Origin of the sequence: Leptonema illini DSM 21528 (genome assembly GCF_000243335.1) — a bacterium.
Classification (GTDB): domain Bacteria; phylum Spirochaetota; class Leptospiria; order Leptospirales; family Leptonemataceae; genus Leptonema; species Leptonema illini.
The window spans coordinates 2,659,947-2,672,175 of record NZ_JH597773.1; the positions used below are offsets into that span (position 1 = coordinate 2,659,947).

The following is a 12,229-nucleotide window of genomic DNA, read 5'->3' on the forward strand; positions in this document are numbered from 1 at the left end:
CGAAAAATGACGCCTTGCAGAAGAAGACAGGTATTGGAATCGTTCTCCGTCCTCTTTACATTCCCCCTGCTAAATCGGTTTACTGCCCGCCCACGACCGAAAAACCGGAGGCGATGTCTGAACTGATGCTTACTGCAACCTGTATGCGCGGCTTTGAAGAGCTGCTTGCCGACGAGATTGAGGATCTCGGCGATGCCGCGCCGATCACGCAGCTGCATGTGGATCGGCAGGCCGTGCGCTTTGCCACCGAGACTGAAAACGGTCCGGCGCTGCTCTATCATGCGAATCTCAGGCTGCGCACAGCCATCGCCGTCCTTGAGCCGCTTGCCTCGTTTCGCGTCTATGATGCCGACGATCTCTACAAGAAGGTTTATGAGCTTCCGTGGGAGCGTTATCTCGATGCACGTCAGACGTTCGCCATCCAGTCATCGGTGCATTCGCGTCTGTTCACGCATTCGCACTTCGTTTCTCTCAAGATGAAGGACGCCGTAGTCGACCGCTTTCGCGACCGCAGCGGCGCTCGTCCTTCGGTCGAGCTGAACCGCCCCGATCTGCGCCTGCATATACGTATCGAAGAGGATCGCTGTACGATTTCGCGCAACAGCTCGGGCGATCCGCTTTTCAAGCGCGGATATCGCTCTCGCGTCGGCGAGGCTCCGCTTAACGAAGCGCTTGCAGCCGGCCTGATCCTGTTAAGCGGATGGAACTGGAAGAATGCAGAGCCGCTTGTCGATCCGATGACGGGAGCGGGCACCATTCCCATCGAGGCGGCGTGGATCGCCCTGAAAGTCGCTCCGGGCCTTTTTCGCGAGCAATTCGGATTCATGAACTGGCCCGATCATCAGGACTCGCTCTTTCAGTCGATTCGCAACGATCTGCTACGCAAGGCCAATAAAAATATCGCCGCCACTCCCGAGCTGCCCATCTTCGCCTCGGATTCTTCGCCTGTGGCCACCGATCTGGCCGCCGAGAACTTCGGCAACGCCGGTCTCGAAGGCAAAATCACGCTGCAAACGAAGCCTTTCGATCAGCTGAAGCTGCCCGTCGATCATGGAACGATCATCATGAATCCGCCCTACGGCGAGCGTATGAAGAAGCATGATATCGATAACTTCTATAAGATGATCGGCGATACGATGAAAAAGAACTTCGCCGGATTCACGGCCTGGATCTTCAGCTCGAACATCGAAGCCCTCAAGCACGTTCATCTGGCCAGCTCGAAACGCATCGCCCTTCGTAATGGACCTCTGGATTGTATGTTCCAGCGATACGAGTTATACATCGGCAGTGCGGAGCAGTCCGACACAGCGCACGATACGGGTGACGACGTACCGACAGAGTCAGGCGACCTGCCATCACAAGAGCAAAGCGATGAGCAGTGATCCCGTCGGCCTGTACGACGACTCATTCTACAAGCTACAGCCCGATGTCGTCCTGAAATCGGTGGAGGCGGCCGGGCTGGCTCCGACCGGGCACTGTCAGCAGCTGAACTCTTACGAGAACCGCGTCTTTGACCTGAAGCTCGAAGACGGATCGCACGTGATTACGAAATTCTATCGCCCGCTTCGCTGGACGGACGAACAGATCCTCGAAGAACATGCCTTTCTTTTTGAGCTGCAGCAGAATGATATTCCGGTTTGTGCTCCGCTTCGCTTTCCTGACGGCAGCACATTGAAATCAATCGAAGGCCTTCGCTTTACCGTATGGCCTCGCACCGGCGGACGATCGGCCGATGAGTTAACCGACTCGCAGTTGCAGCTGATCGGGCGCCTGCTCGGCCGCATCCATAACGTCGGCGCTTCAAAAGAGTCGGCGACACGATGGCGTCTGAACGCCGGACATTTCGCCCTCGCACCGCTTGCCTATCTTGAAGAGCGTGAATTCCTGCCGCCGTCGCTTCTGCCGCGATACCGAAAGGCCGTTCTACATGCCGTCGAACTCTTTGAAGATCTTTCGAAGGGCATACCCGTACATCGCATTCACGGCGACTGTCACATCGGCAACCTGCTCTATTCTCGAGAGCAGGACGACGAGAACTTCTTCTTTCTCGACTTCGACGATTTCTTAACAGGACCGGCGGTGCAGGACTTCTGGATGCTTGCTCCGGCCGTCGATGCAGACGGTCTGCGACAGCGCGCAGTTATGATCGACGCCTACCGTAGCTTTCGCGATTTTGATGATCGGCAGCTACGACTGATCGGTCCTCTTCGCGCCTTTCGCTATATTCACTATGCTGGATGGATCGCTAAACGCTGGTCTGATCCGGCCTTTCCGCTGAGCTTTCCGCATTTCGGCACCGACGAATACTGGGAGAAGGAAACGCAGGATCTGGAACGCCTGCTTCGCGAAATAGACGAGCCGCAAGTCGGCGAAAAAGCTGACGATACACAGACGACTGAGAACTCAGAAGAGCTGACCAACGCCGATTTCTTCTGGGATTGGGAGGGTTAAGCGCAGATGCGGTCTTTGCCGCCTGCCTTCGCCTGATAGAGCTGTTCGTCGGCGGTGCGCACGATGAGCGAAGAAGGAGTCTCGGGCGTCGGTATCATCGTAGCCACGCCGATACTGACCGTAACATGATCGGCGACGCAGAACTGATGCGGGATTTTCAGATCCTTGAGTCCCGTGCGAATCCTTTCGGCGACAAGCAACGCTCCATCTCTGTCGGTTTCGGGCAGGATGCAGGCGAACTCTTCGCCGCCGTAGCGAGCGGCCAGATCAAGTGGACGCTGCATATTCTCCTGTATAACCGTCGCCAGACGACGCAACACCTCGTCTCCTTCGATGTGCCCGTAACGGTCGTTATACGCCTTGAAGCAGTCGATATCCATCATGAGCATCGACAGCATCGTCCCCGTACGGGCGGCGCGACGCCACTCGCGATCCAGCACTTCGTCGAAACGACGGCGGTTTGCCACTCCGGTCAGACCGTCGGTCGCCGAGAGATTCTCAAGAAAGTCGCGGTATCTTTTTAATTCGAGATGATTGCGAATTCTCGCCCTGACGACGGCGGGATGAATCGGCTTCGTGATATAGTCGACGGCGCCCGCTTCAAGCCCTCTGGCCTCTTCGCCCTGCGTATCCATTCCCGTAATAAAGATGACGGGTAACTTTGCCGTCTGTGCATCTTCTTTAAGCCGGGCGAGGACCTGATATCCGTCGACGCCGGGCATCAGAATATCGAGAAGCAGAAGATCAGGGTCCTGCTCTTTACAGATACGCAGAGCTTCCTCTCCTGATAAGGCAAAGAGAATCTCTACGCTATCGCCAAGGACTCGCGCAAGCAACTCGATATTCTCGGGCAGATCGTCGACGATCAGGATGGTCTGTTTCTTCTCGCTTTTCACGTATCATTCCGGTTTTAAATACGGAGCCAGTAATTCCCTGGCCTTCGCATAGTCGAGTCGATCCATCGCCTCGGCCATGCGCGCTGCAAGGCCGGGCCTCAACTGCTCGAGATCGTTACGCAATCGTTCGAGATGCTGCCTTGCACTCAGACTCTGCCTTACAAGCAACGCATCAAAGAGCGGCAGTGATAGCGCTTCATCGGAGCTGAGCAAGGGGCGATCTCTTTCGGGCCTGACGTTCATCAGTGCCTTTTCAATCGATTGCACGGCAAAAATCAGAGAATTCTTCAGCCTTTGCACCAGAGGCTGAAGACGCTGTTCATCCCATCCATGCTCTTCTATAAGACGATCCATTTCGAGAAGGACCGATAGAATTTCCCGAGCGGATAGATTCGAAGAGGCGCCGCGCAAAGTGTGAATGAGCCGTCGCACTCCCTTTTCATCTCCCATCTCAAGGGCTCTCTCTATATGAATCGCATCGTCTCGATGATCGCGGACAAAATACTCAAGAAGGCGCAGAAAAAGATTGATATCTCCATCAAGCCGACGTACCGCCGATGGAACGTCAAACCCCGAAACGTCAAAGGCCTCAGGAATAACCTGCATGCTCTTGCGACGCGTCGGCAGGCTCAGCCAGCGCGAGAGCGTGCGATACAGCAAATCGGGATCGACCGGTTTTGGAATATGATCGTTCATACCGGCGGCAAGGCATCGTTTCTTTTCAGATTCAAGGGCATGGGCCGTCATGGCCAGGATGGGCGTTTCAATATGGCGCTGCCGTATCTGTCGCGACGCCTCGTACCCGTCCATCTCGGGCATCTGAAGATCCATGAGAATGGCCTGATACTCTCCCGACGTAGCCTTGCGCACGCCTTCGACGCCGTTGCGAGCCACATCGACGGAAAGTCCAAACGAATGGAGCAGCTCCCGTGCCACCTGCAAGTTGATCTCGTTATCCTCTACGACAAGAATCCTTCCCGGAAGCGGAAGCTTCGTATCCCCGATCGCTTTTTCTGAATCGAAGGCATCGGTGTTGTAACGATCCTCGTCGATGGCGGGCATGTCGGCGACTTGCTCTCCGCTTTTCGGAATAGAAAACGGCAGAGTAAAATAAAAACGGCTACCACCGACGAACGAGTCGTCAAGGCCGATGCCGCCTCCCATCTGATCGACAAGCTGCCTGCAGATAGCAAGACCGAGGCCCGTACCGCCGTATCGCCGCGTCATCGAACCGTCCGCCTGTCGAAAGGGTTCGAAGAGATGCGGCCTGAGCGCTGAAGGTACGCCCGGTCCCGTGTCGAGAATAGAGAATTCAAGCTGCAGCGAAGAGTTATCCGATTCGGCCTTTTTCACAAGAAGAGTCACCGATCCGGTATCGGTAAACTTCACAGCATTGCCGGCAAGATTGATCAAAATCTGACGCAGTCGCATCGGATCGCCGACGATGTGAAGAGGTACGTCCTCTGCGATGTCGATGCTGAGCTGCAGGTTCTTCTCGGCGGCGCGAACAGAAACAAGATCGAGCACGGAATCAAGCAGGCGATCGAGGTGAAAAGGAACGGACTCCAGCTCGATACGTCCGGCCTCCATCTTTGAAAAATCGAGAAGATCGTTGAGAAGACCGAGCAGATCGCGCGCCGCTCCTCTGATCTTTGACAGATACTCGCGCTGCCGCGGATTCAGATCCGTCCCCAGCGCAAGATGCGTTAGCCCGAGCACGGCGTTCATCGGCGTGCGTAGCTCATGGCTGACGTTTGCGAGGAATTCATTTCGTGCGACGGTCGCCGCTTCGGCGATCTGAAGAGCGCCACGCAGCTCTTCGGTTCGTTCGCGCACCATCTCTTCGAGCTCGTCTCTGTAAGCGGCCAGCTCAAGCTCCGTTCGCTTCTTCTCGGTGATATCTTCGACGATGGCGATCGCATAAGACTGCCGCGAATGATCGGCGGATCGCACAAGCGATACGGTTAACCTTGCCCAGACGACGGTCCCGTTCTTTCGAATATAACGTTTATCCAGGACGTATCGCTCTCGCTTTCCTTCGAGCAGTTCACCGTACATTTGAACGTCCGTATCGAGATCGTCCGGATGCGTGAAATCTCTGAAGTTCAGTTCGATCAATTCGTCGGCCGAAAATCCCGTGAGATCCGTCAGCGCCTGATTGCAACTGAGAATTCTCCCCTCCGGATCGACAAGAGCGATACCGGCGCCGGCGCTTTCGAAGGTTATTCGAAACCGCTCCTCGCTTGCTCGCAGCGCGGCTTCCGCCGAATAACGCTCCGAGATATCTTCTACGATACCGAGGTAGGCCGACGGTTGTCCGGCCGAATTGCGAAGCAACGAAACGGTGACGCTGACTGGCAAAAGCGTTCCATCTTTGCGAATATATCGCTTCTCCAGCGTATAGCTGCGTCGCAGGCCTGCCGTCACCTCTTTGACGCGCGCCACCTCGGCGGGCACGTCGTCTTCATGCGAAAAATCCGCGAAGTGCAGGCCTTCCAGCTCGGCGGCGCTGTAGCCAAGCATGCGACAGAAGGCGTCGTTTACGCTGAAAAGCCTGCCGTCAAGATCGGCCATGGCGACGCCGAGGTCGGTTTGGTCGTAGATGGCCCGAAACCGCTCCTCGCTCTCGACAAGATTTTCTTCGGCCTTTCGTCTTTCAGAAAGGATCTCAGCCGATCGATGGAAGGCCCGTCGCAGACTGCGAACGGAATAGGATTGCAGAAGCATCACGGTGATGAGATAAAAGCCGTTCACAAACCACTGCGAAATCGGAGTTCGGTTCGCTATCGGTGGGATGCGGTCGGCAAAGAGAACAAGAACGAGCTCGGTAACAAGCGAAAGAACGCCAACGAGCAAACCATAGCGAACGCCGCCCAGAAGCCCGGCCATAAAGGTGACGATCAGATAGCCCTGCGTGATCATCGCATAAATACCGCCGCCCGTCGCCGACATCACAGTCACAAAGAGCCAGAGCAGCGATACAAGAGAAACGCCGACGACGTTCACATATCCTCTGCGCAGCATGAAAAGCAGCGGAACCGTGATTGCGACCGTCGTCACCAGCCCCATCCACCACCGATGGCTTGAGGCAGGCAGGTAGACGAGGTCGATAGCGAAAAGACCGACACCAAGAACAAGCAGCATCCACAGAATGGCCCGGAGAAGTCGCGCCCGATCCACCTCGTCTCCCTCGCCGGGCAAAAAAAAGCTCAACCCAAAGGCCTTTGCTCGCGACCGCAGCGCCTGAAGTCCGTTTCGCTTTTTCTTTCCTTCCATAACTTCCTTCAAGCCACACAGTGAGAGTCCGCTCTCTTCCTGAACAGACTTTTTCTTCTTCGCATCATCATCAGACGGACGAAAATCACTTGTTCTTAAACTCCACCTGCATCGAATCATCCTGTGATGGAGCAGGAAAAGCCCTACAGAGAAAATGTCGGTATGGTCGTCTTTAATAGCGAGGGTTATGTCCTTGCCGGCGATCGCATTCAGTATCCGGGCAGCTTTCAGTTCCCCCAGGGCGGAATTGATGCCGGCGAGTCGCCGCTTGCAGCTGCCAGGCGCGAGCTTTTCGAAGAGATCGGATTGGCGGTCACCGAACCGGCCGGCGAGATCGGCGAATGGCTGACCTACGAATTCCCTGAAGACATTCCCGAACACCTCAAGAAGTTCCGCGGCCAGAAGCAGAAGTGGTTTTTCTTCCGCTGGGATGGGAATCCGGCCGATCTACAACTTGATCTGCATGAGCGTGAGTTCCATTCTCTCAAATGGATGAAGATGGAAGATCTTGCAAAGGAAGTGGTCTCCTTCAAAAGGCCAACCTATGACAGGATCGCCCGCGAAGCGGCCCGGTTTTTAACCGACACCAGTAAGCCCGTTCTCGAATACCGCCGCTTTGGAATCGGTCTCGACGGGTATCGGCTCTGCGAAGAGGTTTCGATCTTTCTCAAGCCGGGCGAGATACTCGGGTTGATCGGCGAGTCGGGCTGCGGTAAATCCATCACGGCTCTGGCCGCAACGGGAACGCTGCCCGAGCCCGGCGGATATGCCGCTGGCGAAGTGCTGTTTAACGGTCGATCGATTTTCGCGATGAAGCCCGACGAGCTGCGCAGGCTTCGCGGAGCGGAGGTCGGCGTCATTTTTCAGGAGCCCGCTCAGGCGCTTAACCCTCTTCTGACGATCGGCAGGCAATTAAACGAAGTCTTTGAATTTCACGCGGAGCAGGCCGCCGAGCGCGGACTGAAAGCGTCGCAGCGAATCCCTGCTCTTCTTGAGCGTGTCGGATTCGCCGATCCCGATCGATTGCTCTCTACCTATCCGCATGAACTGTCGGGCGGGATGCTTCAGCGCGTCGTCATCGTCATGGCGCTACTTCTCAAACCCTCGCTCATTATCGCCGACGAGCCGACGACGGCCCTTGACGTGACGGTGCAGGCCCAGATCATGAAGCTGCTCGTCGAGCTGAAAACCGAGGAGCAGTGCGGCGTTCTTCTGATCACGCATAATATGGGGCTTGTCGCTCAGTACGCCGATCGACTCGCCGTCATGTATGCAGGCAAGGTCATTGAAGAATCGCCTGTCGACGTCTTTCTGTCAGAACCCGCCCATCCTTACAGTCGGGGATTGCTTGATGCGATTCCAGATCTTGAACGCAAACACGAACTGAAGGCCATTCCAGGACAGGTGCCGGCGCCGGCTCAGTACGACGACGGATGCCGTTTTCGCAACCGATGCCCGAAGGCCTTTGATGCCTGCGATAAACCGGTGCCCGTCACGGCGATGGGAAGAGATCATCGCGTTCAGTGCTGGCTTTTCTCCCGTCCCTGATGTGCCATGAAGCCCGAAACGGAAAAGAAACCGGCCTTCACGACCGTTCTGTCCCGACTTTCAGTCATCGTTAGCTTCATAAGTCCGCCTGCTTCCCGCGAAGCCGAAAGAGTCTATGAACAGTCGATTCGAGGAGCGCAATTCCTTGGAACGGTTCTGCTGCTTTCTTTTTCCTACAGCCTGTGGCTTGAATATCATTCCGGGACTCCGGCTAACGTTCAACTCACGCTGGCACAATGGATCGCCGCTTTTCTCATCATCGTGCAACCGCTACTGTTCAGGTGGTCGAATATACAGATTTTTTCGCGGCGATTCCTGAAGATGCAGGGCATGACGATAGTGTCGCGCTCTTTCGGACTGCTCATGGGAATCATCACAATCCTGGAAATGGAGACCCAGTTCCATGACGTGAATATCGATTACTCCGATGCGCGATCCTGGCTTGCCAACCTTGCTCTTATGGCCGCTTTTTCTTTTTTTCATATCGGCCCTCCGATTCAGTTCATCGCCGTATGGATGTTGGCATTTCTATACTATTTCGCGCGCATCATTATCATAAATCAACATGAAATCCCGGTACCGCTCGTTTCTATGGCCAGCACGATCGTTCCGTTATCGGCGATCTGGATCATCGTCAACGCCTGGTGGTTTCGCATCCGTCTGCAATATACGGAGGCCAGCGAGAACCTCAAAGCCGCAAATGCCAGGCTCACAGAAATCGATCGATTCCGGTCGAACTTCTTTGCCGGCATCTCGCATGAATTCCGCACGCCGCTCACGCTTATCCTGTCGCCTCTGCAGTCTTTTCTTGAAAAAGCCGAAGACGAAGAGTTAGCCAACTATCTGCAAAGCGTCAGGAAGAACGGTAATAGATTGCTCACGCTCGTAAACAACCTCATAGACCTGGCCCGGCTCGATTCGGGGCGTATGGATCTGCATCTCGAAGCCGTGGATCTATGCGAACTCGTGCGTGGAATCCTTGCCATCTTCGATCAATCCTTTCGCAGTCGCGGTCTCAGCCTGCGATCTGAGCTACCGCTGCAACTGCTGACGCGCCTCGACATCGAAAAAACCGAGACCATACTCATCAATCTGCTTGCAAACGCCCTTAAATTCACCGACGAGGGCGGAGCCATGGTCAGGGTGAAGCAGCAATCTCACCTGATTGCGATCTCGGTCGAAGATACCGGCCCGGGGATTGAGGCCGATCATCGTCAGTCCCTTTTTGAGCGATTTGGCGCCGTTCGCACATCGCGTAGCGGCAGCGGACTGGGTCTTGCTCTCTCGCGAGAACTCGCGCGCTTTATGAACGGCGACCTGACGCTGCGTTCGGGTAACGGTGCGGGTTCAAGCTTTGATCTCACGCTGCCCCTTTATCCGATTCTCTTCAGAGAAAAGCAATCAGCGCGGATCACATCAAGCTTCTCGATGCCCGAAGAGATTTCGGCTCTACCTGTACCGGCCCTTGAACGCGAAACCGACAGACCTCTTGTTTGCATCGTAGAAGACGACGACGAGCTGCGTCAGTATCTGCATAGAATCATCGGCATGCGGTTCCGCGTCATTACGGCGTCCGATGGCGCAGAGGCCTTTGATCTGGCTATCGATCATCCGCCCGATGCCGTAATTACAGATATCGTGATGCCATCGATGGATGGGTTCGACCTTTTGCAGCGGTTTCGCTCCAGCCGGGAACTGCGCGGCATTCCCTTTTTATTCCTGACGGCGCGGGCCGGCCTCGAAGATCGCCTCGAAGGCCTTCGCCTCGGAGGAGACGATTACCTTGTGAAACCGTTTGATCCGCCCGAGCTGCTTGAAAAGGCCTCCGTGCTCATTCGAAGAAAGCAGCGCGAAGAAGAGGGCCTGCGGTCGGAACGCCAGTCTCTCGTCGGCGATCTTCACGACATGGTCGGATCAGATCTTACCGATCTCTTGATCGTGCTTGGCTCGATGCAACCCGACGTACCTCCAGGAGACAGCGTGGAAAGCGCCCGACGCCTGGCGCGCAACGTCCTCGGAGCGTTGCGCGACCGCATCCATGAAAGAGAAGATATGCAGCTGATCCAGGATAACTTCATGCACGGCGTGAAGGTTATCCTGAACCGACGCTACGCCGCCGTCGGCAGAGGGATTCGTTTTCGATTCGATACCGACGAAGAAGAAAGCTTCGTTGATCACCTCGATTTGCATCAACGACATGCTCTCTATGCAGTCTTTCTTGAGATCAGCACGAACGACCTCAAATACGGACAGGGCATCTCTACATGGGAGCTCTCCTATCGGGGCGGCACCTTTCGCGCTACGTTCCAGGCACAATCCGCTCAGGAGACCGTCGGTCGGCTTTCCTTTATTAAAAGGCTCCGAGACGAAGGAGGAGTCTGTTCTGAAAAAAATGAACGAGGATTCTATATCTTTCGTCTCAAGATGAAGCTAACCGGTCAGCGAAGTCGGCCATCGATGCTTCCTTGAATTCTGGTTGATACACCCTCAATGCGAATGTTGCCCTGCACGTGTATCTCCGGTAGATTTGTATGGAATCAATCCCTCTGGGCGATCCTGAGATTCTATCGAAAAAGGGCTGACGATCGACGCTCAGTGCTTTTATTTGAATTCTGCCGGCAAATGAGCCCATTCAATCCCATAGATCCGGCGTCAGAAATTCTGTGAACGAAGAAGCGACAGCATCGGGAATCCGCATCGGCATCGTTGAGAACGATGCCCTGTTCTGTCAGTCCTTTGCCGAACAGATGAAACAGCTACCGGGCGTTTCTGACGTGTATACCTGGCAGAGTGCAGAAGCGGCCTACCACGATCTGCAGAATATCACCCTTGATCTGATCTTCATCGATATCGGCCTGCCCGGCATGAGTGGAAGCGATCTGGTATCGGTGCTTGCCGATGAGAATACTGAGATGCGCATCCTCATGCTTACGTCGATTCGCACAGACGACGAGATCATGCGCTGCCTGAAACGCGGCGCCATCGGATATTTGCTCAAAGGAGAGCCGATCGATCTGCCCGAAGCCGTACGCAGCGTCATGGATGGAGGCGCCATCATGACGCCCTCCATCGCCGCGCGGGTGCTTCACCTCTTTCGCGGCCCGGACCGCACGCCGGTTTCTCTGACTCCCCGCGAAACACAGGTTCTTGAAGAGATCATCAGCGGCTATTCGGCGGCAGAGATCGCCCGCACCCTTGGAACGGCCGAGGGAACGGTCCGACAGCAGATCAAAAGCATCTATAGTAAACTTCAGGTGAGATCACGGGTACAGCTGATGCGCAAAGCCCGGGACCTCGGCTTTCTATAAAAAGCCATTTGTAATCCTGTAAACGGGCCGCCTCTGAAGCCGATTGAGACTCATTTACAGCCATAGTTGCCCGAACTTTTACTTTTTATACCATATTGGATATAGACCGACCGGACCTTTCCGGGTAGTATTTCGGGGACTCTGCGATTGCGGGATTTCCCGCCAATCCGCACCTCACTCGGATCCCCTCAGCTCCGGACATGCGTCCGGGGCGCTTTTCCGCTCTACCTTCCGGGCACATGCAACGAGAGCGCATCATTTCCCGAGACCCGGTCATGACTCTCCTAACAGGCAGCTATGGGTCTCAGGACCGATTTTTAAAGAAAAGATTGTCATTCAGATGACATCTCACACGATGAACTATGGAAACGCCGTCCATACTTTCCGCTATCATACTGACAGCCATCCTTTCGAGCATTCTCAGCGGTGTGATGACCTCGGTCGCCCTTTACCTGTATTTCAAATATCTCGAACGCACGAAACTGAACGCCGCACTCGATGAGTACATCGAGATCGTGAAGCAGCGGCTGAAAGAAGGCTTCGAAGAATCGGGTCGAGAGCTTCTTCCCGAATTCAAAGAAGAGGTACGCAAGGGCTTTAAAGAAGGAATGGCCGACGTGCTGCGCGGAGAACTCATCGACCAGACGGCCCGCTCCATCGCTCGCAGCGGTGTCGATATCGTAGAATCCGGCTTCAACCTTCTAAAAGGCGCCTGGCCGAAGAACGAGGATAATCAACCGAATCCGTAGG

The 12,229-nt window shown here is 55.2% G+C and carries 8 protein-coding genes; 6 read left to right on the top strand and 2 right to left on the bottom strand.

The window, feature by feature from the left end; genetic code table 11:
- The first annotated feature begins 113 nt into the window (after positions 1-113).
- Positions 114-1,382 (top strand): THUMP domain-containing class I SAM-dependent RNA methyltransferase, encoded by a 1,269-nt coding sequence (locus tag LEPIL_RS12250; RefSeq protein ID WP_002772833.1) that lies wholly within the window; start codon positions 114-116, stop codon positions 1,380-1,382.
- Positions 1,372-2,451, top strand: a complete 1,080-nt coding sequence (locus LEPIL_RS12255) for a serine/threonine protein kinase (protein ID WP_002772834.1) — start codon at positions 1,372-1,374, stop codon at positions 2,449-2,451. Before LEPIL_RS12250 ends, LEPIL_RS12255 begins: the two co-directional genes overlap by 11 nt.
- Here LEPIL_RS12255 and LEPIL_RS12260 read toward each other — a convergent pair.
- Entirely contained in the window at positions 2,448-3,347 is a 900-nt protein-coding gene (locus LEPIL_RS12260; RefSeq protein WP_002772836.1) for a diguanylate cyclase, read from the bottom strand. The genes LEPIL_RS12255 and LEPIL_RS12260 overlap by 4 nt on opposite strands.
- Before the next feature lie 3 nt (positions 3,348-3,350).
- A complete protein-coding gene (locus LEPIL_RS22140) occupies positions 3,351-6,623 on the bottom strand; it encodes a PAS domain-containing hybrid sensor histidine kinase/response regulator (RefSeq protein ID WP_002772837.1) in 3,273 nt (1,090 codons plus the stop codon).
- A 126-nt stretch (positions 6,624-6,749) separates the two neighbouring features.
- Between LEPIL_RS22140 and LEPIL_RS12270 the strand changes: the two genes are divergently transcribed.
- The 4 genes from LEPIL_RS12270 to LEPIL_RS12285 all read left to right on the top strand — a co-directional run bounded on the left by LEPIL_RS12270 (position 6,750) and on the right by LEPIL_RS12285 (position 12,228).
- Positions 6,750-8,171, top strand: coding sequence for an RNA pyrophosphohydrolase (locus LEPIL_RS12270; RefSeq protein ID WP_002772838.1), 1,422 nt, complete (start codon positions 6,750-6,752; stop codon positions 8,169-8,171).
- Between the two features lie 6 nt (positions 8,172-8,177).
- On the top strand, positions 8,178-10,640 hold the full coding sequence (locus tag LEPIL_RS12275) for a response regulator (protein WP_002772839.1): 2,463 nt from the start codon (positions 8,178-8,180) through the stop codon (positions 10,638-10,640).
- 194 nt (positions 10,641-10,834) lie between these two features.
- On the top strand, positions 10,835-11,479 hold the full coding sequence (locus tag LEPIL_RS12280; protein ID WP_002772841.1) for a response regulator transcription factor: 645 nt from the start codon (positions 10,835-10,837) through the stop codon (positions 11,477-11,479).
- A gap of 362 nt (positions 11,480-11,841) precedes the next feature.
- On the top strand, positions 11,842-12,228 hold the full coding sequence (locus tag LEPIL_RS12285; protein ID WP_002772842.1) for a hypothetical protein: 387 nt from the start codon (positions 11,842-11,844) through the stop codon (positions 12,226-12,228).
- Position 12,229: the final 1 nt, after the last annotated feature.